General features: G+C 44.9%; 23 protein-coding genes. 13 read left to right on the top strand and 10 right to left on the bottom strand.

The window, feature by feature from the left end:
- Positions 1-54 precede the first annotated feature (54 nt).
- Positions 55-1512, bottom strand: a complete 1458-nt coding sequence (locus B2337_RS13645; protein WP_292360901.1) for a catalase — start codon at positions 1510-1512, stop codon at positions 55-57.
- A gap of 137 nt (positions 1513-1649) precedes the next feature.
- Positions 1650-2837: a cyclopropane fatty acyl phospholipid synthase gene (gene cfa, locus B2337_RS13640; RefSeq protein ID WP_292413853.1), complete on the bottom strand. Its 1188-nt coding sequence runs from the start codon at positions 2835-2837 to the stop codon at positions 1650-1652.
- A 274-nt stretch (positions 2838-3111) separates the two neighbouring features.
- On the opposite strand from cfa, the gene B2337_RS13635 reads away from it, so the two are divergent.
- The 4 genes from B2337_RS13635 to B2337_RS13620 all read left to right on the top strand — a co-directional run bounded on the left by B2337_RS13635 (position 3112) and on the right by B2337_RS13620 (position 7098).
- Entirely contained in the window at positions 3112-4692 is a 1581-nt protein-coding gene (locus B2337_RS13635) for a methyl-accepting chemotaxis protein (RefSeq protein ID WP_292360905.1), read from the top strand.
- Between the two features lie 98 nt (positions 4693-4790).
- Positions 4791-5111 (top strand): PepSY domain-containing protein, encoded by a 321-nt coding sequence (locus B2337_RS13630; RefSeq protein ID WP_292360907.1) that lies wholly within the window; start codon positions 4791-4793, stop codon positions 5109-5111.
- A 2-nt stretch (positions 5112-5113) separates the two neighbouring features.
- On the top strand, positions 5114-5776 hold the full coding sequence (locus B2337_RS13625) for a response regulator transcription factor (RefSeq protein WP_292360909.1): 663 nt from the start codon (positions 5114-5116) through the stop codon (positions 5774-5776).
- Positions 5773-7098, top strand: a complete 1326-nt coding sequence (locus B2337_RS13620) for a sensor histidine kinase (protein WP_292360911.1) — start codon at positions 5773-5775, stop codon at positions 7096-7098. Before B2337_RS13625 ends, B2337_RS13620 begins: the two co-directional genes overlap by 4 nt.
- Positions 7099-7133: 35 nt before the next feature.
- On the opposite strand, the gene B2337_RS13615 is transcribed toward B2337_RS13620, so the two are convergent.
- The 4 genes from B2337_RS13615 to B2337_RS13600 all read right to left on the bottom strand — a co-directional run bounded on the left by B2337_RS13615 (position 7134) and on the right by B2337_RS13600 (position 9232).
- On the bottom strand, positions 7134-7442 hold the full coding sequence (locus tag B2337_RS13615; protein ID WP_292360913.1) for a PepSY domain-containing protein: 309 nt from the start codon (positions 7440-7442) through the stop codon (positions 7134-7136).
- A 149-nt stretch (positions 7443-7591) separates the two neighbouring features.
- Positions 7592-7909 (bottom strand): PepSY domain-containing protein, encoded by a 318-nt coding sequence (locus B2337_RS13610; RefSeq protein ID WP_292360915.1) that lies wholly within the window; start codon positions 7907-7909, stop codon positions 7592-7594.
- Positions 7910-7984: 75 nt separating this feature from the next.
- Positions 7985-8710, bottom strand: coding sequence for an HPP family protein (locus B2337_RS13605; RefSeq protein ID WP_292360917.1), 726 nt, complete (start codon positions 8708-8710; stop codon positions 7985-7987).
- Between the two features lie 285 nt (positions 8711-8995).
- Positions 8996-9232: a hypothetical protein gene (locus tag B2337_RS13600; protein WP_292360919.1), complete on the bottom strand. Its 237-nt coding sequence runs from the start codon at positions 9230-9232 to the stop codon at positions 8996-8998.
- A gap of 89 nt (positions 9233-9321) precedes the next feature.
- Between B2337_RS13600 and B2337_RS13595 the strand changes: the two genes are divergently transcribed.
- The 8 genes from B2337_RS13595 (at position 9322) to B2337_RS13560 (ending at position 18938) form a co-directional block, all read left to right on the top strand.
- Positions 9322-9762 (top strand): RrF2 family transcriptional regulator, encoded by a 441-nt coding sequence (locus B2337_RS13595; protein ID WP_292413852.1) that lies wholly within the window; start codon positions 9322-9324, stop codon positions 9760-9762.
- Positions 9759-10319 carry a 5-formyltetrahydrofolate cyclo-ligase gene (locus B2337_RS13590; protein WP_292360923.1) on the top strand — a complete coding sequence of 187 codons (561 nt, stop codon included), beginning with the start codon at positions 9759-9761 and terminating at the stop codon, positions 10317-10319. Before B2337_RS13595 ends, B2337_RS13590 begins: the two co-directional genes overlap by 4 nt.
- 58 nt (positions 10320-10377) lie before the next feature.
- Positions 10378-13341, top strand: a complete 2964-nt coding sequence (locus B2337_RS13585) for a hybrid sensor histidine kinase/response regulator (RefSeq protein WP_292413851.1) — start codon at positions 10378-10380, stop codon at positions 13339-13341.
- Positions 13342-13359: 18 nt separating this feature from the next.
- Entirely contained in the window at positions 13360-15555 is a 2196-nt protein-coding gene (locus B2337_RS13580; protein WP_292360927.1) for an EAL domain-containing protein, read from the top strand.
- Between the two features lie 124 nt (positions 15556-15679).
- The gene (locus B2337_RS13575; protein ID WP_292360928.1) at positions 15680-16204 is read left to right on the top strand and encodes a peroxiredoxin; all 525 of its coding nucleotides are present in this window, start codon (positions 15680-15682) and stop codon (positions 16202-16204) included.
- Between the two features lie 91 nt (positions 16205-16295).
- Positions 16296-17651 (top strand): glutathione-disulfide reductase, encoded by a 1356-nt coding sequence (gene gorA, locus B2337_RS13570; RefSeq protein ID WP_292413850.1) that lies wholly within the window; start codon positions 16296-16298, stop codon positions 17649-17651.
- A gap of 111 nt (positions 17652-17762) precedes the next feature.
- Positions 17763-17834 (top strand): pyrroloquinoline quinone precursor peptide PqqA, encoded by a 72-nt coding sequence (gene pqqA / locus B2337_RS13565; protein ID WP_081443609.1) that lies wholly within the window; start codon positions 17763-17765, stop codon positions 17832-17834.
- A 117-nt stretch (positions 17835-17951) separates the two neighbouring features.
- Positions 17952-18938 carry an NAD(P)/FAD-dependent oxidoreductase gene (locus tag B2337_RS13560; protein ID WP_292360932.1) on the top strand — a complete coding sequence of 329 codons (987 nt, stop codon included), beginning with the start codon at positions 17952-17954 and terminating at the stop codon, positions 18936-18938.
- A 58-nt stretch (positions 18939-18996) separates the two neighbouring features.
- Here the strand turns inward: B2337_RS13560 and B2337_RS13555 are convergent, their stop codons facing one another.
- Positions 18997-19860 carry an alpha/beta hydrolase gene (locus B2337_RS13555; protein ID WP_292360934.1) on the bottom strand — a complete coding sequence of 288 codons (864 nt, stop codon included), beginning with the start codon at positions 19858-19860 and terminating at the stop codon, positions 18997-18999.
- Between the two features lie 69 nt (positions 19861-19929).
- Positions 19930-20334 (bottom strand): hypothetical protein, encoded by a 405-nt coding sequence (locus B2337_RS13550; protein ID WP_292360936.1) that lies wholly within the window; start codon positions 20332-20334, stop codon positions 19930-19932.
- Between the two features lie 149 nt (positions 20335-20483).
- Between B2337_RS13550 and B2337_RS13545 the strand changes: the two genes are divergently transcribed.
- A complete protein-coding gene (locus B2337_RS13545; protein WP_292413849.1) occupies positions 20484-21623 on the top strand; it encodes a WG repeat-containing protein in 1140 nt (379 codons plus the stop codon).
- On the opposite strand, the gene B2337_RS13540 is transcribed toward B2337_RS13545, so the two are convergent.
- Positions 21620-23050, bottom strand: coding sequence for a sigma-54-dependent transcriptional regulator (locus B2337_RS13540; RefSeq protein WP_292360940.1), 1431 nt, complete (start codon positions 23048-23050; stop codon positions 21620-21622). The two genes, B2337_RS13545 and B2337_RS13540, sit on opposite strands and share 4 nt — an antisense overlap.
- Positions 23047-24504 (bottom strand): sensor histidine kinase, encoded by a 1458-nt coding sequence (locus tag B2337_RS13535; protein ID WP_292360942.1) that lies wholly within the window; start codon positions 24502-24504, stop codon positions 23047-23049. Before B2337_RS13535 ends, B2337_RS13540 begins: the two co-directional genes overlap by 4 nt.
- Between the last annotated feature and the right edge of the window lie 58 nt (positions 24505-24562).

Genomic DNA, 24562 nt, shown 5'->3' with positions numbered 1-24562 from the left:
CCTGATAAAATTCGACGTCGGCCGTAAAACACGGCGACCATAATCCATCTGTGTTTAGTTCAAATCATTCAGCGAAATACCGATGGCATCAGCAACACCCTTACCATAAGCGGGATCAGCTTTCAGACAATTGCGAATATGACGTTTTTTTACTTCCATATCTGCCCCATCAATTGCCCGAGCCGTATTCTCAAACAATACTTGCTGCTTTTCAGGTGTCATCAAACGGAACAGATTACCGGGCTGTGAATAGTAGTCATCATCATCTTCTCTAAAGTTCCAGTGATCTGCCGCACCGTTAATGGCTAAAGGCGGCTCACTGAAATCCGGTTGCTCCTGCCAGTCACCATAGCTGTTAGGCTCGTAACCTTTGGTTGCACCATAGTTTCCATCCACACGCATTGCGCCATCACGATGAAAACTGTTTACCGGACAACGTGCAGCATTCACCGGAATCTGATGATGATTCACCCCTAATCTGTATCTATGGGCATCACCATAGGAAAACAACCGTCCATGAAGCATTTTATCGGGTGAAAAGCTGATTCCCGGCACCACATTTGCTGGGCTAAATGCTGATTGCTCAACATCTGCATGATAGTTTTCCGGGTTACGATTAAGCTCCATCACACCAACATCAATCAATGGATAGTCTTTATGTGGCCAGACCTTGGTTAAATCAAAAGGATGGATATGGTAAGTATCCGCATCTTTCTCCGGCATAACCTGGACTTTCAGTTCCCAGCGTGGATAGTCTGTACGCTCAATCGCTTCAAACAGATCCTTCTGATGACTTTCACGATCGTCACCGACTACTTTTGCGGCTTCTTCGTCGGTCAGGTTCTCAATTCCTTGCAAACATTTAAAATGAAATTTCACCCAGAAACGTTCGTTATTGGCATTAATAAAACTATAGGTATGACTGCCAAAGCCGTGCATATGTCGATAGCTTTTCGGTAAGCCGCGATCACTCATCACAATCGTGACCTGATGTAATGCTTCTGGAAGCAAAGTCCAGAAATCCCAATTATTCTGGGCACTACGCATGTTGGTCCTGGGATCACGTTTAACAGCATGATTCAGATCCGGAAACTTCAATGGATCTCGTAGAAAGAATACCGGAGTATTATTGCCGACCATATCCCAGTTACCTTCTTCGGTATAGAACTTGACGGCAAAACCACGGATATCACGTTCGGCATCCGCCGCTCCTCTCTCGCCGGCAACGGTTGAAAAACGGGCAAATAGCTCGGTTTTCTTTCCAACTGCGGAGAAAATCTTAGCGCGGGTATAGTGTGAAATATCGTTAGTAACAGTGAATGTACCAAAAGCTCCAGAACCTTTGGCATGCATTCGTCGTTCTGGAATAACTTCACGATCAAAGTGAGCCATTTTTTCCAGAAACCAGACATCCTGCATAAGCAACGGACCACGAGGACCTGCCGTCATACTGTTCTGATTATCTACAACCGGTGCACCACCGATTGTGGTGAGTTTTTGTTTGTCTGCCATGCTCGGCCTCCTTAATAGGCGATAAAAACTCATCTCCGTGAGCTTTAAAATCACTATAGGCTAAACCGGAGCATTGGTAAAACAAATAATTTCTATTAAATTAATCGCTTGTTCCGATTCATATATTTTTAAACTTTTCAGCGTAAAGAGCGATATTCCCCATCCCGGCCATGTTTACTTAGCACCAGCTGCCACAATTGCCCTTGCTTGGATCGGAAAAAACCGGCACAACTATGCAAATAATACTTCCACATACGATAAAAACGTTCGTCATAATGGGTTGATAATTCAGGCCAGGCTTTATCGAAATTTTCCCACCAGGCCATAAGCGTTTTATCGTAATCCGTGCCGAAATTGTGCCAGTCTTCTATGACAAAACGTCCATTGATAACTGAGGCCAGTTCTTCGGCGGAAGGTAATTTGCCATTACGGAAGATATATTTGTCAATCCACGGATCAACTTTCAACGAGGTGGCATGAATGCCGATGGTATGTAATAAAAACAAACCCTCAGGCTTTAACAGCTTCATAGCACTGTCAAAATAAACCGGATAGTTTTTTGGCCCAACATGTTCAAACATGCCAATGGATACTATTTTGTCAAACTGGCCTTCAAGATCACGGTAATCCATTAACTCGATTGTTACCGGTAATCCAGCACAACGCTCTTGAGCCAGTATTTGCTGCTCTTTGGAGATGGTAATACCATAGACTTCCACGCCATAATTCTGGGCAGCGTACTGAGCAAAGCTCCCCCAGCCACAACCAATTTCCAGTACCCGTTCGCCGGGTTGAAGCATCAGTTTTCTACAGATTAAATCCAACTTGCCAATTTGCGCCTGGGCCAGTGTGTCGGCGTTCGCCCAATAGCCACAAGAGTAACTCATTGTCGGATCCAGCATTGCCTGGAAAATGTCATTACCGGTATCGTAGTGTTTTTTACCTACTTCATAAGCCCGTTTACTGGTTTGGCGATTGAACAGGTTTTGTCGGATGATTTCGAAATACAGGCGGAATTTCGCGACACTCCCCAAATGCTTTTCGATATCAACCTTTAATAATCGATGAAACAACTCATCCAGTTCATGACATTCCCACATGTTATCCATGTAGCTTTCACCAAAGCCTAATGAGCCATGAGTCAAAATCCGGCGATAGACTCTGGAATCAAACACCTGAATATCCCATGGCTGATCGCCATTAAAACTGACGCCCGCCAGATGAGCGGCATCCCGAAGTATAGTGGGTGGAGAAACCGTTTTCGTTTGACTTTGCCGTTCTTCACTCAAATGAACATGGGCTGCTTTTGATGTTGAATCAGTCATAGATGGTATTTCTCCTCTATTCTTTCAGATTTACAGTCTTACCATAGCTGAAAAATCTGATGATTTGTATAAGGGAATTCCTGTTTTTTTGATCCTTCAGGCTTCTGCCAATTAAGCGTATTGTTCATATAAATTATGCAAATTAATCATTTATCGAGTGTTGGCTTAAAGTCTGTGATGAATATGCCGATATGTATCTCAAATTATTCTCAGCCAGATCGGTAGGATTTTTACAAATACCATCGATAAAAATAAGAAATCAAGGGGCAGCATCATGAAAAAAAATCTTCCAATAACTCATAAAGAAGTGCCTTTCCCCGAAGGCGAAGAGATCATTTCAACCACCAGCCTGAAAGGCATTATTACCAGCTTTAATGACACCTTCCAGAAAATCAGCGGCTTTGATGCTGAAGAATTAATGAATAAAAACCACAATGTCATCCGCCACCCCGAAATGCCTCCGGTAGCGTTCGAAGACTTATGGAAGACAATGAAATCCAATCATCATTGGATGGGTATCATTAAAAATCGGGTTAAAAATGGTGACCATTACTGGGTGGACGGTTATGTCAGCCCAATGATTGATAACGGTGAAGTTACCGGATATGAATCTGTTCGCAGCAAGCCCAGCCGGGAGCGGGTTGAAAGAGCTGAACGAGTTTATCAACGAATTAATAATGGCCAATCTGCAATTGATGGAAGCTGGCTATTTCGCCTGAATCTCAAATACCGTTTTTTAGTCGCCCAGTTAGTGGCATTATTTATATCGCTGATGATTGCCAGCTCACTGTTAGAAATCCCCCCCTACAAATCCGCTATTATCGCCGTGATAGCTGTTTTGGTTTTTCTGGGGCTCGCCACCTGGGCATTTTCACCATTAAAGAAAGCGGCTGAAAATGCTCGGAAGGAAATCAATAACCCGCTAATGGCATTAATTTATACCGGCCGCTGTGACGAAGTTGGTCAGATACTGCTGGCGACAGAGTTTTTGAAAGGACGACTGGGGACGACTCTGGGTCGGATACGCGACTCTGCTGCCAGCATCGAAACAGAAGCGGATAACAGTGCACATTCTGTTGCCGAAATTCAATCCGCTATTCGTGAACAAGCCATGCGAATGGAAGAGGTTGCGACCGCAATGACTGAAATGACTGCCAGCATTCAGGAGGTCGCCAATAATGCGGCCTATGCGGCCACCAAAGCTCGGGAAACCGATGAACTTTCCAAAAACGGGGTTTCCAGTGCATCCAAAGCCGTCAATTCGCTAAGTGATCTCAGTACAGCCATTGGCAATATTTCAAATGTTGTTGTTCAGCTGGATAAAGATACCCGCAACATTGGCCAGATCATTGATGTCATTACCAGTATCGCCGATCAAACAAACTTGCTGGCGCTGAATGCTGCGATTGAAGCTGCCCGTGCCGGAGAACATGGTCGTGGATTTGCCGTTGTTGCTGAGGAAGTTCGCTCCTTGGCCAGTAAAACGCAATTATCAACTCAGCAGATTCAAAACTTGATTGGTGAGCTGAATAACGCCGTCAAAGAAGCTGTAAAAGTCATGGAACAAAGCCAGCAAACCAGTGAAACCAGTGAACTTCATGTCAAAGCGTCTATTCAGGCATTGGAAACCATCGCCCATGAAGTCAGCAGTATGAATGAGCTGAACACGCAAATTGCTACTGCTGTTGAGCAGCAAAGCAGTGTCAGTGAAGATATAAACCGAAATATCGTACAGGTGAATGAAAGCGCGGCTCAGGTAACACATGGTGCTGAGATAGCGGATAACGCCGCCAATGGTCTTTCGACTCAATCACATCACATGAGCGATATGATTAAACGTTTTCAACAAGGATAAGCTTTGTCCATCTTAAGTCAGTTCAGCTTAAATTAAGCCTGGACAGTTAATATCCTGTGTAATTGTAAGTGATATTGATTTTTAGATTAGGAATGACGATGAAAAAGCCATTGAATGCAATATTACAAGGCCTCGGCTTATTGATGATGACGGCCTTCATCTCTGGCCCCGTCGTGGCAGATGATGTCAGCCATTCTGAAGCACGAATGTTACGTGAATCAGGAAAAATCCTGCCGTTGGAAACCATTATTGAAAAAGCCAAGGCTTACCGTAAAGGTGAAGTTATTGATACCGAACTTGAACGGGATGACGGTATGCTGGTCTACGAAATTGAAATTCTTGATGAGCAGGGACGTGTATGGGAACTTGAATTTGACGCAACCAATGGTGACTTACTCGAACTTGAGCTGGACGACTAAACATGCGATTGCTTCTGGTTGAAGATGACGTGCAAATGGGTCCAGCCCTGCAAAATGCGCTTTCCAATGCAGGTTATGCTGTCGACCTTTCGGTAGACGGGATAGATGCAGAGGCACTTGGTGATATCGAGCCCTATGATTTAATTGTTCTGGATCTCGGTTTACCCAAACGCTCAGGTATGGAAGTACTGCAAAACTGGCGGAGCCGGAATAACCATGTACCTGTAGTTATTCTGACAGCCAGGGGCAGCTGGGAAGAAAAAGTCCATGGCTTTAAAGCAGGCGCAGACGATTACGTCGCCAAACCATTTCAGACAGAAGAGTTGCTAGCGCGAATCAGTGCGGTACTGAAACGCAGTTCAGGCACCAGTGGTGGCCCATTACAGGTCGCTGGATTACTGCTTGATGAAGACGCACAGTCTGTGACATTGAGTAATGGCAGTCTTTTTACCCTGACTGGAACCGAGTTTCGTTTATTACGCTACTTTATGCTGCATCCCGGTCAGGTTATCTCGAAAAGTCGTTTGACCGAACACGTATATGAATATGATAGCGATAAAGACAGTAATGTCATCGAAGTGTATGTTAATCGGCTGCGTCATAAAGTGGGTACTGACTTAATTCAGACCCGCCGTGGGCAGGGTTATATTTTCGGCTCTGCATGATTTCCCTTAAACGCCGACTGTCTCTGGGTCTGACGTTAACCTTAAGTCTATTGATTTTTCTGCAATGGGCCCTGATCACACTGGTGATTGAACGTGTTACCGAAACCCAGTTACTGGAGCGCCTGGAAAGTGAGAGTGAAGGGTTATTGGCCAGTATCGAAATCAGTCCGGACGGGACTTTCGAACTTAATTCCCTTCGACTTAGCAGCTTGTATCAACGGCCATTTTCCGGCCACTATTATGTTGTCTGTACAGAACAATCCTGCAAGCAATCGCGGTCTTTATGGGATGAGTCATTAGATATCGAACGACTTCCAAGTGGCCAAAAATCCCAGTCATCTATCGATGGGCCCAATGATGAACGCCTGTTTACCTTACAACGTGGTTATTACAAGCAAGGTCACAGCCTCACCATCACGGTTGCTCAAAATATCAGTGCGTTGGATGAAGATATCTTTCAGTTTCAGATGCTTTATTCTCTGGTCTCTGCGATTGGTCTGGCTTTATTGCTCTTCATTCAATGGTTAATTGTCGGCAAAGCTTTACAACCTCTGCAGCAAATACAGCAGCAACTCTCCCGATTGCGCCAGGGTGAAACGGCAAAAATTGATGCGCAGGGCCCAGCAGAAATTCAGCCCATGATTGAAGAGCTGAACCGCCTGCTCAACACAATGACTCGAAAAACGCAGCGTTCACGTGTTGCTCTGGGCAATCTGGCTCATGCTCTCAAAACCCGGTTATCGTTACTCAACCAGACGGCCGAACGTGAAACTTTAAAAGACTTACCGGAAATACAAAATTCATTAAATCAGGTGAGCAAGGATATGGGACAGATTATCGAAAGGGAATTGAAACGCGCCCGATTATTAGGTTCACCTATGCCGGGTCAAAAAGTTGAACTTGAACAGGAAGTCACTGAATTAAGCCGCACATTACAATTACTTTATCGCGATAAATCCCCAATCATTGATTGGGAAATTGAACCCGGACTGCTGTTTATCGGTGATCGGGAAGACCTTCTCGAGATGCTGGGTAATTTGCTGGATAATGCGTGTAAATGGTGCCGCAAAAGAGTCAATATCCAAGTTTATCAAAACCATTATTGCTGTTTTGTCGTCGAGGATGATGGTGCTGGCTGTGACGATGGCGAATTGTCACAACTCGCCCAACGCGGATACAGAGCTGACGAATCCGTTGCCGGAAGCGGGCTTGGATTAGCAATTGTCGCTGATATCGTAGAAAGTTACAGTGGTGAAATGCTGTTCAGTCGCTCGTCAATGGGCGGATTGAAAGTGGAAGTCAGGTTACCGTTAATCGTATAGAAAACCCGCCATAAGGCGGGTTTCCCAATGCTTATTCAGAATAAATCCCAATCTCTGCTGACTTTTCTCACTTCACCAGTCTCAGCATTAATATAAACATCCCACTCCTTACCATCTTTACCAAGTACTTCGATTTCATAATCCCAGCCACCAAAAAATGAACGGTTTTCCAGATCAATATCATCAATGATGCCCGGCCTGGCCTCCAAAGCGATTGATTTTGCTTCATCAACACTGATAAGACCCAGTTGTTCACTTTTCGCTTTTATTTCATGAATATCATCTGCAAAAGCTGGAAAGCTTAATACAGTACCAACTACAGAAAATATTAATAATTTTTTCATATCACGCCTCTTATTATCTATGATAGGCAACGATATAAAAGTAAAATTAAATCAAACTGAATATTAAAATTATTTTTTAGCATTTATACATAAAAAAACGGCCCGTCAAAGACGGGCCGCTGCTTTTTACGCCAGGATAGAATTACCTATCAATCACGTTCTACTTTACGAAGTTCACCAGTTTTAGCATGAATATCGATATCCCATTCAGTGCCATCTTCCTGTACAACTTCAACTTCGTACTCCCAGCCATTTCCGTTATCAATACCATCCAATTCAATATCGGTAACCACGCCAGGTTTTTCCTGTAAAGCAATGTTTTTGGCTTCTTCCATGCTGATCAAACCGAACTGTTCAGCTTTCATCTGCATCGTAGCGACATCATCATCTGCCATGACTGCTGCTGTTGAGAAAGTTAATGCTGAAGCCAGAAGTGTTGCTAGTGTCATTTTGTTAAATGTTTTCATTTTGGTACTCCTTTCCGATTAAGGTGTGCCCACTTTACAAATCAAAACTTAAATCAAACTGAATAGAGTTATCTTTTATTTTTTTTGATTTAAATTTCGTCGCTCTGCGTGTTCAGCAGCAAACTCATATAAATCCACCAAGTCTGTTTCCGAAACATCTATGATGGCCTCAATTTGAGAAAGTGCCCAATTAAAATCCTCTTCTTTTAATAGCAATGCCTTATCCGTTTTACGAACAAATTGATCATGATGTTTATGATGGTTATCTCGTTGTGGATATTGGCGTCCAGGCAGCAGATTATTGATCAGCAACGATAAAATCAGCAGACTTCCTGCATTAATAATCACTATGGCATAGACAAAATGCCAGAAAATTATATTTTGTTCCGGGAAAGCGATTACAGCGATCATCGCTGTTGCCGCAGCAGGCGGATGCAGTGCATGAAACAGATGCATGAAAAATACTGATAAGCCAACTGCAGTTGCTGTTGCCAAAATGGGATCCGTCATCCAGTAATGACAATTCACACCGACAATAGCGGCAATTAAATGTCCAGCCATTAACGGCCAGGGCTGGGCCATTGGGCTGTGTGGAACGACAAACAATAAAAATGTTGAAGCTCCCATGGAAGCGAGAACCAACACTTGCATTTCAGTGGTCAACTGCAACTGGTTAATAGCCATCATCAGCACCCAAATAGCCATAAAGGCACCCAGGCTGGCACTTAATTTCTCTCTTAATTTTGGATGGTTTGACAATAATCGTTGCTGCTCTTTTTGCAGACTCTTAGATAGCTTCATTGCTGATTCAGATTTACGTTTTTGGTTAATAAAAACCGCTTATCTGCCTCGTTGCATAATAAGCGGATGCAAAAGAAATTTACTCGCAGAGAAAGACGCAAACTATCATCCTCGTTATCTGGCTAACGCCGGCCAGAGAATTCCCGAGTAAAAGCATTATCCCCAGGGCTTGTTTATTTTTCATCGCCTCTATAAATTAAGAATACTCACCATAAATCCTGTAAAGATCTGTACGCACCTCAATGACTCCAACGGCAATATCACACAACGGTGATAACCGTTATTTCAATGCTGGGTAACAATCAGATTGAATCTCCCAATAAACACAACATCACGGTGTGCAAATGAAAGTTGCCGTATAGTTTGCAGGGGACCGGTTTGCTGATGAGAAGGAATAAAACGTTTACTTCCCGGTTGATTACGGAACGTATTTTTATATAAACAGTCTTTTAATAGCTCAACATGACGCTCTATAAATCCATAAAACACCGTTTGACGGATAATATTGAGAATTTCAGGCATTATTGCCAAACACTGTTATACAAACAGGCATTTTACATGCCTATTTAAAAACGCATAGTATTGGTCCATCTTTTAGGAGTCAATTAATAATGCAACTGACCACGCATACTGACTATGCGCTTAGATTGCTGGTATATCTGGCAATACACCATGGTAAGCAGGCTGCGACCATTCAGGATGCAGCGACACGCTTTGGCATTTCATCCAATCATCTTGCTAAAGTGGCACAAACGCTTGTGCAACATGGTTATATTGTCAGCCATCGAGGTCGTGGAGGTGGCTTAAAACTGGCTTTACCGGTAAGTGATATCGGCATAGGAAAACTGGTCCGTAAAACCGAAAATCTGCAATTACTTCCTTGTTTCGGTGATGAAATCGCCTGTCCTATCCAGCCTGCATGCATACTGCGAAATGCTCTGCATAAAGCTCAGGCTGCTTTTTTAAAGGTGTTGGATGATTACACCCTGGCTGACGTAATCTTCAATAAAGATCGCTTACAGGAATTGCTTGAAATACCGGAATCCGCATGAATACCTGGCAGCAATGGCGCATAGAACAAAGGTTACGCTTGACGGAGCAACGGCTTGAGTTTGCCAATGAGCTGCGTGTTTTACATCAGGTTGCCTTATTTAAAAAGTTACAAAGCGTTATTGATACTCTCCCTAAAGGCGTCATTGGCTTTTACTGGCCGGTGCGTGGCGAAATTGATTGTCGTGATTTTATATACGGACTTATCAAACAGGGTTGGCAAGCGGCTTTACCAAAAATTATTGACCCGCAACAAGCCTTGCAATTCCGCCAATGGGGTCCGGAATCTATCATGCAGGCTGAGGTATGGGATATCCCTGTGCCACAAAACACGCAGGTTATTCAACCGGACGTGCTACTTATTCCACTAGTGGGGTTTGATGCAAATTTACATCGTTTAGGCAACGGTGGAGGATTTTATGATCGTACGCTGGACGTTTCGGCAAAACCGTTAAGCATTGGTATCGGCTTTGAATGGATGTTACTTGAAACCATACAGCCGCAGCCACATGATATCCCCATGGATATTATTGTTACAGAAGAAAACATCTATTCTTAACATCTCCTTTTGTGACATTATCAATGCCAGTGCCGGATGACTGGAGTCATCTATAGATATGAATCAGACCATAAGCCGTTTATCAAGCAGCCCGTTATTTGATGGGCTGATTTTTTTATTGTTGTTTCTGGTGTTACTGGCTGACCGCTACACTGTTCCGGGGTTTGCCCACGGTATTTTGTATGCCCCCATTCTAATGCTGGCGAGTGTTGGTGCCAGCATTCGTCGTCTGACAATTACTTTCATCAGCAGTTTATTATTTGTTTGGTCCGGGATAGTAATAATACCCGCTAGTCTTGAAGCTATTTTACAGACCCAGTTTATCGCTAACCGGGTGCTGGCCACCCTGGCCTTGATGACCATTTATTTGATCAGCAGTTTTACTATTCGCTCACAGCAACAGCAATCCAGACACCAGCATCAGCTCAAGCTGGCTGCCGACATTGCAAAGCTGGGTTATTGGCAACTAGGGAAGTCCGGACAGTTACATTTAAGTCCCGAAGCCGCTCAAATACTTAATCAGCATAATCGCAGCACAATTTCTCAGTCGCAATTCGTCTCCTTATTTGTCGACAAACAGCAAAATACCTTACATCAGGCTCTGAATGACATGTTAAATCAACAGAGTTCTATGGATGGCGAATTCTCTTTGATCGGACAGAGTGGGCCACATCGGATAAGAATATTTTCTTGTCACAACGAGCAGTTACCAAAACAAATTCAAGGTGTCATTCAGGATGTGCATGACAGTAAATTGGTTGAAGCGAGTCTGCATGAAGAACAGCTTCGTTCGCATTATATGGCTGAAAACACATTGCAGTTTATGTGGACGGTTACTGCAGAAGGTATTCTCGACTCTGTTTCCCCCTTCACACTTGAATATTTCGGTAAGTCCGAAACGTATGTTTTAAATAACTGGCTTGAATTGGTTCATCCGGACGATAAACTAAGAGTGCATGAACGATGGCTTCACTCAATGAAAACCGGAGATGCTTATTCTGATGAGTTTCGTCTGCGTCGTTTTGATGATGAATATATGTGGTTTCTGGCGCAAGCCAATGCCATCAGAGATGAGCAGAATCAAATCGCCAAATGGTATGGCTGGAGCACTAATATCCATCAAATCAAAATTCTCCAACAACAAAGTGAAGCATTATCACAACAACTGCAAAACACACTGGATAGCATCACCGATGCTTTTTTCACATTAAGTACTGATCTGCGTTTTAGTTATCTCAATAACCAGGCAACAGCTTTATTTAACATGACACGCTCCCGGTTATTGGATCATAAAGGCATCGAAAATACCGATATTGATCCTACCGGCTCACTGGTTAAAAAATTGTCATCCGCATTGCTGCAACAACAGGTCATGTCGTTTGAACATTTTTATGATGCAAAAAAACTATGGCTGGATGTCAGGATCTATCCTTCCACCAGCGGTTTAACCGTCTATCTGCGGGATATATCCCGGCATCGCCGGGAATCTGAAGAGCTTAAGTTATTACGCAGTGCTGTTTCACAGCTTAATGATGTGGTGATTATTACTGAAGCACCCAGGAACCCCGGTGAAAAACCCAATATCGTTTTTGTAAACAGTGCGTTTGAACGCATAACGGGCTACAACCGTCAGGAAGTAATCGGTAAAACCCTGAAAGTATTACATGGCCCAAAAACTGAAAAAAATGAACTGAGAAAAATTGAAGCAGCCTATAAAACCTGGCAGCCCATTCGAGCTCAGCTGACGCAATACCATAAAAGCGGGCGGGAGATCGTGCTGGAACTGAATAGCGTGCCAATTGGTTTAACGGCTGGCTGGTATACCCATTGGGTTTCTGTAGAACGTGATATTACCGAAGAAAGACAACTGCAAAAACAACTGCAACTGGCTCAGCGCATGGAGGCGATCGGTCAGCTGACAGGCGGAATTGCTCACGATTTTAATAACCTGTTGACGGTTATCACTGGAAATAGCGACTTGTTAATTGATGAACTGAACGATAAACCATCTTTGCAACCGCTTGTCAGACTGATCAGCAGCGCGGCTGAGCGTGGTGCAGGGTTAACCCGTAATCTTCTGGCCTTTGCACGACGTCAACCATTGTCCCCTGAAGCCGTTAATATCAATATGCTGATACGCAATATGGAAGCGTTGCTGCGAAGTTCATTAGGCCAGAAATACCAGCTGGAGCTGAGCCTCAGCAGTGATCTCTGGCCAGTAATGATTGATCCGGTTCAACTTGAAAGCAGCTTATTAAACCTGACGCTTAATGCGCGTGATGCGATGGCTGATGGGGGCACACTGACGATCAGTACTGAACGGTTTGTATTACTGAAGCAGCAAAAAACATCAGCGAATGATCTGAACGCCGGAGAATACGTAAAAATAGATGTTCTGGATACGGGGGATGGCATATCACAGGATCTGCTGGATAAAGTATTTGAACCATTTTTTACCACGAAACCGGCCGGTAAAGGCAGCGGCTTGGGATTAAGCATGGTTTTTGGTTTTATCAAACAATCTGGCGGGAACATTCAGGTACAGTCCGAAGTGGGTCAGGGCACGAGATTCCAGCTTTTTATTCCGCATACTGACATGCTATCTCCCGCACCGGTTCTCCATGATATTGAAACGCCTGTCCAGGTGGAGAACGGCCAACAGACAATACTGGTTGTCGAGGACAATGATTTGGTCAGGCAATATGCACTCTCTCAGCTTCGGGATGCCGGCTATCAGGTTCTGGCTGCTGCAGATGGCAATCAGGCATTAAACTGGCTTGCGTCAGTACAGCAAATTGATTTACTGTTCACAGACGTGCTTATGCCAGGCGGACTTACTGGTTACGAACTCGCTCAAAAAGCCAAACAACTCCGCAATAATCTGCCCGTTTTATTTACCTCGGGATACACTGAAAAAGTATTAACTGAAGAACAAAGACAAAATGGCAGCATTGCTATTTTGAACAAACCTTATCATCGAGCTGCGCTATTAAACCGAGTCGCGCAGATGCTGGTTAAATAAAACCTGAGAGAAAGATACATGTCCGAGCATAAACTGCTGATACTGGATGATGATGAGCTGACTGGAGAAACCATCCGCAATGTCGCCGAATATGCAGGTATGTCGGTTCAGGTAACGACCACGGCCAAGGATTTTTTTGTTTCACTGCAAGCGTGGCAACCCTCTCACATTGCGCTTGATTTAATCATGCCTGATATGGATGGTGTAGAAGTCCTGGGCGCATTAGGTGAACAGCAGATCACTGCCAAAATCATTATTACCAGCGGTGTCGGGCATCAGGTTTTACAAGCTGCTGCTCGCTCTGCTGCAGCGCATGGATTAAATATAGTCGGAATTTTACCCAAACCGTTTAACCCCAAAGCGTTCCGTGAACTGATCGATTTGCCTCCACCAAACCTCATGGATTTACTCGATGGGCAACAATTGCAAGCCAGATCCAACGAACCGGCCATTACATCCGATGATGTATCTCAGGCCATTAAAAACCGGGAAATCACGCTGGCTTACCAACCTAAAGTCAGTTGTACCAGCGGCGCTTTAATGGGATTTGAGGTATTGGCTCGCTGGCATCATGCAGAATACGGTTTTATTGCTCCCGACGTATTTATTGCGATTGCCGAACAGAAAAACCTGATTGATGACTTAACTCTTTTGGTTTTCGAGCAAGCTCTCCCCTGGTTTAATCAGTTTTGCCTGCAACAGCGACAGAACCCAGTGACTGCCCAAACCAGTCAATTACTTTGTTCCATCAATATTTCTGCCTTATCGTTACCCAATATCAATTTGTTCAACCAGATTGAGGAATTGTGTCATTTACATAATGTGAAACTTCACAGCATCATGCTTGAGCTCACCGAAACCGGTGCCATGGATGATCCGGTCGCTTCACTGGATATCCTGACCAGATTGCGGATGAAGGGCTTTCAACTTTCCATCGATGATTTTGGTACGGGATTTTCATCCATGTTGCAGCTGGTGCGCATGCCATTTTCCGAAGTAAAAGTGGATAAATCCTTTGTGATGACGGCACAGCAGTCACGTGAATCAAGGCTGGTCATTCAGGCCATCATTGAATTAGCACATAGCCTGGATATGAAAGTGATTGCTGAAGGCATCGAAGACTACGCCACGTTACAGTATCTGCAACAGCAGGGATGTGATAAAGCGCAGGGTTATTTCATAGGCAGACCGCTTCCGGCGGATCAGATTGATCAATGGCTACAGCAACGCAAACTGGCTTTGGAGCAACAACGCTTAAAAGCGCTTGAGTCTATTAACATTATGGATACCCCGGCCGAACAACGTTTTGATCGGATAACACGCCTGGCAAAACGCATGTTTGATGTGCCGGTTGCACTGATTACCTTTCTGGATGATGAGAGACAGTGGTTCAAATCAAAAATAGGTTTGGACGTCAGTGAAACACCCCGAGAGTATGCCTTTTGTAATTACACCATCGAACAAGAAAATAGTTTTATTGTGAACGATGCGACGATTGACCCACGATTTTCTGATAATCCACTGGTCACAGATCCCCCGAATATCCAATTCTATGCGGGTTATCCTTTCAAAGCCCCCAGTGGCGAAAGGCTTGGCGCTATTTGTTTGATCGACCAGAAACCGCGTTATATGAGTGAACGGGATTCCCGCCTGTTACGGGAACTGGCCAAAATGATTGAAGATGAGATCGCCACCAACCAGTTACTTTGTGAGGATCATTTAACCGGGTTACTTAATCGGAAAGGCTTCGAGTTTCGGGCAAGCCATATTTTGCAAATGTGTCGTTCTCAGAATTATGAAGCCTCATTGATATATTTTGATCTGGATAATTTCAAACAGATCAATGATCTCCATGGTCATCAGGCTGGTGATAATGCACTGCTGCAGTTTTCGCAATTGTTAAGCAGTACTTTTCGCGATTCCGATTTAATTGGCCGAATTGGTGGTGATGAGTTTGTCGTCTTAATGGTCAATCAGAATGACACCGATCAATCGGTGATTCTGCAGCGGCTTTCCAGCACTGTGGCGACTTACAATGAATCGATACCTAGCGATATTGATTTACTCTATAGTTTCGGTATTACCACGACAAAATCGTTAAGTGACTATGATCTGCAGCAGCTATACACGCTTGCTGACGAAGCGCTCTACAGTAACAAACGTAACGGACAACAGTTGAATATGGCCATTAATATTAATAGCCAGCCATCTTAATAATCGTTTTTTACGATTAAAACAATCTAAACAAGTTGTTTTATTAATCAATTTCATTTCGTTACACTGCTCGCAACTGAATTATTGTTCAGGTCACATTAACCCTTCAAAGGAGATTAACAATATGACTCAACGTGTCCCTAATGTTGTATTTAAAACCCGTGTCCGTGATGAAAGCATTGGCGGTGATAATCCGTTCCGCTGGCAGGATGTCACTACTGATGACATTTTTAAAGGGAAAAGCGTCATCGTTTTTGCACTGCCCGGCGCTTTCACACCCACCTGTTCAAGCACTCACTTGCCAGGCTACGAAGAACACTACGATGAACTGAAAGCCAAAGGCATTGATGAAGTTTACTGCCTGTCGGTCAACGATGCGTTCACCATGTTCCAATGGGGAAAACGTCAGGAAGTAAACAAGGTCAAATTGCTTCCGGATGGTAACGGTGAATTTACCCGCGGCATGAACATGTTGGTGAAAAAGGAAAATCTGGGCTTTGGTGAGCGTTCATGGCGTTATTCCATGCATGTGGTAGACGGTGAAATCAAACAACTTTTTGCTGAGCCAGGTCAGATGGATAATTGTCCTGATGATCCGTTTGAAGTCAGCGGTGTGGATACCATGCTGGAATATTTGAACAAACAGTAATTGAATACGTCAGCCATGCTTCACCGGACCTGCAGCCATTCAGGTCCGGTGTTTTTTTGCGACATTCAGTGACGAACAGGAGTTTTTCAAGATGCAATATGATTACGATTTATTTGTTATTGGTGCCGGCTCCGGTGGTGTCAGAGCCAGCCGAATGGCGGCATCTTATGGTGCAAAAGTCGCTGTGTGCGAAGATCGTTATCTGGGTGGCACCTGTGTCAATGTAGGCTGCGTGCCTAAAAAACTCTATGTATATGCCTCTGAATACTCAGCTCACTTTACTGATGCCAAAGGCTTTGGCTGGCAGAACGGTAAACCGGCTTTTGACTGGTCAACTCTACGGGATAACAAAACTCAGGAAATCAGTCGTTTAAATGGTGTCTATGAAGGCATTCTGGATCGAGCCGGCGTCGAAATCATTGATGGCAGAGGTAAAATCCTGGAGGCTCACACGGTTGAAGTCGATGGTAAAAAATTTACCACTGAACGCATTTTAATTGCGACCGGTGGCTGGCCGTATGTTCCGGAGATTCCGGGTAAAGAACATGCGGTGGATTCAAACGGCATCTTTGATTTAGCTGAGTTTCCAAACCGGTTGGCTGTAGTAGGTGGTGGTTATATTGCCGTGGAATTTGCCGGTATTTTTCATGGCCTTGGCTCACAGGTCACACAGATCGTCCGTGGTGGCGGGTTATTAAATGGATTTGACAAGGAAATCGCAGAGTTTGCGGCCGAGCAAATACAGCAAAATGGTGTGCATATCCGTTTTAACACCGAAGTCACAGCCATTGAAAAACAATCGGATGGCAGCCTGTATTTAACTATGAGTGATGGTCAGCATCTCACGGTTGATGCGGTATTGTTTGCCACGGGCAGGAAGCCTCATCTTGAAGGTTTGGGGCTGGAAAATGTTAAGGTTAATATTGCTAAAAGTGGTCATATTGAAGTGAATGAGACTTTCCAGACCTCTGAACCGAGTATTTATGCTCTGGGCGATGTAACGGGTGGCATGGAATTAACACCGGTGGCGTTGGCAGAAGGTATGGCATTAGCAGGTTATCTGTTTGATGAACAGCCATGCAAAATGGATTACAGCAATATTGCCACGACCGTATTTTGCCAGCCGAATATTGGCACCGTTGGTATGACCGAAGAGCAGGCACGCAAGGAATATTCAAATGTGTTGAAATTCCGCTCAAACTTTCGCGCGATGAAAAATACATTAGGCGGTTCGCAGGAACGTACTTTAATGAAGATATTAGTGAATGGTGATAACGATAAGGTTTTGGGCGCGCATATGGTTGGCGAGTCAGCCGGAGAGATCATGCAGGGCATTGCGATTGCAATTAAATGTGGTGCCACCAAGGCTGACTTTGACGCCACCATCGGCATACACCCGACGGCTGCTGAAGAGTTTGTCACCATGCGTACGCCGGTCAGCGATTAATCAGGAAAATCCTGAGTGCTATCGGGTGTTTCACTGATGTTTTAGTTGTCTGATAGCGATAATCTACACCTAAGTCAGCAAACGCTGATACTAAATAAGAGGAGAAATATTATGTGGACTAAACCAGAATATTCAGACATGCGTTTCGGTTTCGAAGTAACAATGTACATCTGCAACCGTTAATACGCAGTAGCTAAAACAAAAAGCCTCAATCTTCGGATTGGGGCTTTTTTTTGCCTGCAGGAAACCCCGCCTCATCACATTGGTCAGATTGCCAAATTCATTTCACAGCGGATCACCATGAGCAAAATCGCCATCATTGGCAGCGGATTAGCCGGCCTGACTCTGGCCCACCAGCTGCAGCCATTTGCCGAGATCCAACTATTCGATAAAGCTGGACATGCTGGTGGCAGATTAGCCTCCCGTTCAGTTGACCAATTTAGTTTTGATTCCGGGGCTCAATTTTTCACTGTTAAAACCGGGCGTTTTGCTGACTTTATTCAGCCGTTAATCAAACAGCGGGTGATACAACGCTGGGATGCCAATTTTGTGGAGTTCTCCGGTAGCAAACAGATTTCCCGACGCACATGGAATGCAGATTATCCACACTATGTGGGTAGCTCCGATATGCAGGCGATCGGACAGACTCTTGCAGCAAGCTTAAATATTCAGTTTAACTGCAAGGTTACTCGTCTTGAACAATACAATGAGAAATGGCAGCTATTCAGTGACGATCAACTTGTTGCAGAGAATTTAGACTGGGTGATCTGCTGCCTTCCGGCTAAACAAACCGCAGATATGCTACCAGACAATTTTCAGAATCTTAATGTCATTCAGCAAACACAGATGCAGGCGTGTTACGCGCTGATGCTGGGATTTGATGACGCGCCAGAACTCAATTGGCAAGCCGCCCTGGTCAGTGATGCCATCATCAGCTGGATGTCGGTGAATAGCAGCAAGCCATCGCGTCCTGAAGGATTCTCCATGGTGATTCAGGCAAATAATGCTTGGGCCGAAAAACATCTGCAACAGGCAAATGAAATTATTCAGCAATTGATGCTCGCAGAGGTTCAGCGTGTCAGTGGTATCAATACTGCCGAAGCCAGCCATGTGGACTTGAAGCGCTGGGTCTACGCTAACCTTCCCCCCCAAACCGGTCAACCGGCCTACCTTGACACCCAATTAAAACTGGCGGCTTGCGGTGACTGGTGTATTCAGGGTCGTGTTGAAGCAGCTTTCAGCAGTGCAGATGCTTTGGCAGAAAAGCTTATTCCACGATTAATTTAGTTTCTGTTGCTCTTTCATAGCCGCCCTCCGTTGTGAAGGTGGAAAATTAACAACGCTGTCACCGATGCTTCTCAACAAAGTTGACGATAGGCCTAAGTAGCGCCCCATCGCCACGCAACGGTTTTGCCAGTTTGGCAACCATCGCGACATGACCGTAATTGTTAAACTCGACCAATTCGACTGAATTGCCATGTTTTTTCAGCTTCTCAGCCAGCCGATAACTGTTACGTGGCAGCACCGTACGATCATTTTTGCCCACCAGCAGTAATGTCGGTGGATGATCTTCGCGGATGAAATTGACCGGCTGACTTTGCCATTGACTGGCATCATCACCAAAGATCTGCTTTAACGTATTACTTTTTAACGGTAAAAAATCATAGGGGCCGGCCAGACCAAACATGCCACGTAGTTGCCGGGGCTGAAGACCAACTTGCTGTAAATATTCTGGATTAACGGATAACATCGCCGCAATATGTGCCCCTGCCGAATGCCCGCCGATAAACAGCTGGTCGGGATCTCCTCCAAACTCAGCAATATGCTTTATAGTCCAGGCGACAGCCTTGGCAGCATCCTCAATAAATACCGGAAACAGCACTTCAGGGAAGACCCGATAATCTGGAATAACCACGATAATGCCCTGCGATGTGAGCGCTTCTGCCACAAATTTATAGTCTGCTTTTTCCCCGGCCTCCCAGCCACCTCCATAAAAGAAAACGACCGTAGCGGGGTTTTGAGTATCCATCAAGCCGACTGGCTGATAAATATCCAGTTTGAGCCGTTCATGATCGCCATAAATGATATCAGCCTGATGTTGATAACCTGACTCTGGCACCATTGCATTTAACATCGTCACCGGTGCACAGGCGCTGAATGAGAGTGCTGACAGACTACCTAATAAGGTTTTAGTAAATTGGCGAAGCACACACTATTCCTGAAGTTAACCGCCTATCCAGACTGAATCAGCCCGTCAGAGGTTCCTTTAATCGGATCGCTACGCATGGAAACGAAGTTTATTGCAGACCTTTTCTGCATCGCTCAGATTCCGTTTGGCTTTTTGAACACGCTTGTCTTCAATCATCGCGATCATGCCAATCACACCGACGATACTGGCAATCGCTCCGGCAATGCCTCCGGACAACCAGGCTATAAACATTGCCAGACTGATTAGGCCAAACACCTGAACCACCATAAATTGTGAAGCCAGTTTTTCTTTTTGACAGGTGACTAATTTTTGCTCCCAAAGCTGAATCAGTTCGCCCAGCTCATCCTCGGTCAACACATTAAAATTAACATAGTATTCAAGACCAATAATCTCATCGTTATCATTGCGTGAACTCAGATCAATGGTTTCAGCCATTATTTTCAGCGCACTATAGGTATCTTCGTCCTTTTCCATAGTTTCTCCATCAACATTGTTAATTCACTATTACCCAAGCTCCTGTGCGGCTTCCAGAGCGATTTTTCCCAAAATAAGTTTTCACGATATTTTCACCATCGCGGGAACAGACTTATGATTGAATTAACACGTCAAAGGTGATTGTGGTTATGTACCAAAATCGTTATATAACATTGGGATATATACTGTCAGCGCTGACATTGATGTTTACCGGCGTCACTGCCAGTTATGCCTTTCAGCCTACCATGGCTTATGTTGAAAATCTGAAGATTGATCTGATATTTGATGATGCCGGCAGTTTTAAAAATGGCCGTGCGGCGGTAATGATTGCCAATCAGGGACGAGCACAATTTGCCATGATCAATTCTGATGGTGACATTCTTTTCACTGCCGATGAAATCAATGATTTAGACAGTGGCGTGACTGCCTACCGGAAAGATAGCTTGTGGGGCGTCGTTGATCGTGATGGACGTATCATTCTGCAGCCAACTTATCCCAGAATTCAATCCTTCAAACAGGGATATGCCGCCTTTATCAAAGACGGTAAATGGGGATTTCTTAATGATGCCGGAGAGGAAATGATTCCAGCTCATTATGACAAAGTCGGCGTATTTTCCGAGGGATTGGCCGCCTTTCAGCAAGATGGGAAATGGGGTTACCTGAATAACCAGGGGCAAGAGGTCATTGCGGCACAATTTGATGAAATTCATATCTTCAGCGAACAACGTGCCGCTGTCAGAATTGATGAAAAATGGGGTTATATTGATAATGAAGGCAAGCTGCTGATTGATATGCAGTTTTCTCAGGTCAGAGTATTTCGTGAAGGGTTTGCTGCGGTGTTGGACAACGGGAAATGGGGCTACATCGATAAAAACGGAGACTGGCTGATAAACGCACAGTTTGAAGAAGCCAAAGCGTTTGGCGAAGGTTTTGCGGTCATCAAACAGAATGGACTTTACGGTTTTATTAATCGTAGCGGTGAAATTGTTATTAAACCCTATTTTGATGATGCCTGGAATTTCAGTGAAGGACTTTCCAGAGTGGAAAAAAACGCCAAGGTGGGTTATATCAATACTGCTGGCAAGATGGAAATTGCACCGGAATATGTCTGGGCCTATTCATTTTCAAATGGATTGGCCGTTATCACCCATAACTACCGACAATATGGCTTTATCAACCGGCAGGGTGACGTCGTGATCGAACCACAGTTTGAGCACGCCCATCCGTTTAATGAGGGTTTGGCCGCGATAAAAATCCGCGACAAATGGGGTTATATTTCCAAGGATTAAGCTGACTCTTCCGTTTCGTCACTTTCCTCATCCAGCCAACGATATAAAGTACGGCGGCCAATACCCAGTAACGCCGCAGCGCGGCGTTTATTACCATCGGCTTCTTGTAATACCATGCGGACATACCGTTTTTGCAGCTGTTCCAGAGTAGGTAAAACGGCGCCCGACAATAATGTTTCGTTTCGCGGATCATCCACCGGGTTTGTCACTGACGGCGCAGTTGCAGATTGATTTTCCAGTAGTCTTGCCGGTAAATGTTGTGGCTGCACCCAGTCTTCCGTACAGAAAGCAAACGCTCTTTCCACTACATTCTGCAATTCTCTGACATTCCCCGGAAAAGCATACTGACGAATGATCTCCAAAGCTTTGTCACTGAAACCTTTAATGTTTCGACCTTGTGTTACCTCTAATTGCTGTAAAAACTGTTGGGCCAGAATTTCCCTGTCTTCTTCACGATCCCGCAGAGGTGGAACCGACAAAGCAAAGGTTTCCAGACGATAAAACAGATCCTCGCGGAAACTGCCTTCAACCACTTTTTGTTTTAAATCACGATGGGTTGCGGCGATGATTCGAACATCCACTTTCTCCTCAGTATCCTGCCCCACCGGGCGAATTGAGCCATCCTGCAAAGCCCGCAACAGTTTTGCCTGTAATGCCATTGGCATTTCACCAATTTCGTCCAGTAACAAACTCCCGCCATTGGCTTCCTGCAACAGGCCTTTACGGGATTTCTTGGCGCCGGTAAATGAGCCCGCTGAATGGCCAAAAAATTCGCTTTCTAACAATTCCTGCGGAATACCCGCACAGTTAACCGCTAAAAAAGGCCCGTCGGCACGATCACTTTCAGCATGCAGAGCTTTGGCAACCAGCTCTTTGCCCGTTCCACTTTCGCCGTTAATCAGCACCGGACCTTGCGCACGGCCAATCACTTTAATCTGTTCAAACAGATTACGCATCGCTTCGCTGCGACCAAACATCTGATGAAAACTGGGTTGACGGTTAAGTTTGCGAAACTGAAATAATTCATCATGCAATTTACGTGTCGCCACCACACGTTCAACCGCCAGCAGAAAATGCTCTAAATCCAAAGGCTTGGTAAGAAAATCATCCGCCCCCGCCTGCAACGCCTGAACTGCCTGGCGTACACTGCCAAATGCGGTAATCACAATCAGTCCTGGTCGCTGTTCTTCCGGCCAATGCCTGACCACCTGTTCAACCACGTTCATGCCATCGCCATCAGGTAGCCGCAGATCGGTGACAATCAATGCAGGCTGGTTGATATTAAGCCAGTCAATAGCGGATTGAACCTGGTGATGAACTGCCAGACTCCAACCTTCCGCTTCCAGTTCATCACTAATCAGTCTTGCCAATGCCTGGTCATCTTCAATTAACAGGATTGGTAAGTTTTTGTTCTGCTTCATCTTCATGCTGTTGGTCCAGAATCGTTAGATGGGTTTAAGGGTAAAATCAGCGTGAATCGCGCGCCGCCCAGCGGACTGTTGCTTAATTTCACTTCTCCCTGATGCTCACGCATTATTCTCTGCACAATTGCCAGGCCCAGACCGCTGCCTTCCCCCGGAGCTTTAGTTGTGACAAAAGGCTCAAATACCTGATTCTGCTGATCATCGGTTATGCCTGACCCGGCATCATCAATATGAATATGAAGTTGTCCATCCTTTTGCCAGGAGAGTTCAACCGGCCCCTCAGGACAAGCCTGACAGGCATTACGTAATAAATTGATTAAGGCTTGTTCCAGACTTAACGAATCGCCATTAATTTTAGCCTGCGGTCCTTTGATAAGACTGATTCGATAACCCTGGTCAGCTAACAGGGATTCAGATCTTTCGATCAATGAAGTCACATCCAAATCGCGCATTTGTGCACGAGATGAACGACCAAAGCTGAGTAATTGCTGAATAATCGAGGTCATTCTGGCCGCTTGCTGGCGTATTTCATTTAATTCAGCAATGTCTTTTTCATTCTCCATACGTCTTAATAAACGATTGGCCCGTCCATCGACTACGGTTAACGGCGCACCGAGTTCATGTGCGACGCCTGCAGATAATTGTCCCAGCGCAGCCATCGTTTCAGTCTGTCGCAGTCTTTCAGCCATTTTTTCCCGGGCAGATCGCTGTTGAGCCTCACTGTTTTCTGCCTGTTCAATCGCATCCAGCATTCCATTGAGTCCCTTAGCCAGTTGGCTGATTTCAATAGGTCCTCGTTCTGCTGCCCGATGATGACGATCACCTCGACTGACCCGTCGCATACTCTCAACCAATCGTTGCAGTGGCGTTTCGATCGCCCGCTGATGCGAATAGCTGATGACCCCTAAAATAATTAAAGAAACCAAACCAAAGCCACCCCAGGCCCAATATTTTAATTCGGTCAATTCGCGATCAATATCACTGCGTCGCCGGGTCACTTGCAGCAATCCATTTGGCTGACCGGTGGCATCAAATAACGGCATAAAAAAGGAATACACATGGCGACCACGAATCCGTTCATACTGTGCAAACTCACCCTGCACAATCTGTTCAAGTGCATCGGTAGCCTGTTCCTGAGTGGGATTCACCACACCAAAGCTGCTTAAGCGTTTTCCTTCAGCATCAAATAGGTACGCACCATACACTTCGGTTATTCCAAATACCGAAGCCATACTGTTTTGAAGCTGATCCAGATCCTGCCGCTCCAAAGCTTGCGACACCGGCAGATGAATTGTTCTGGCGACTTGTTGCAAATCCCGTTGCATCCGTTCTTCAATAAACTGGCCCACCATGGATAAACCTATCACCAGAATAACGGCCAATACGATGAGTACTGGTAAAGCAACCTGCATAATCAACACTAAACGCAGGTTGTTGAAAATTGAGGGAAATCGCATTGTTAATGCCTCTCAATGGATGGCTTTATGACACATGAGCCAAAATGACACATGTTAT

Origin of the sequence: Methylophaga sp. UBA3192 (assembly GCA_002363955.1) — a bacterium.
Classification (GTDB): Bacteria; Pseudomonadota; Gammaproteobacteria; order Nitrosococcales; family Methylophagaceae; genus Methylophaga.
Note: the sequence above shows the minus strand (reverse complement) of the source record. Positions and strands in the feature narration are given on the sequence as shown.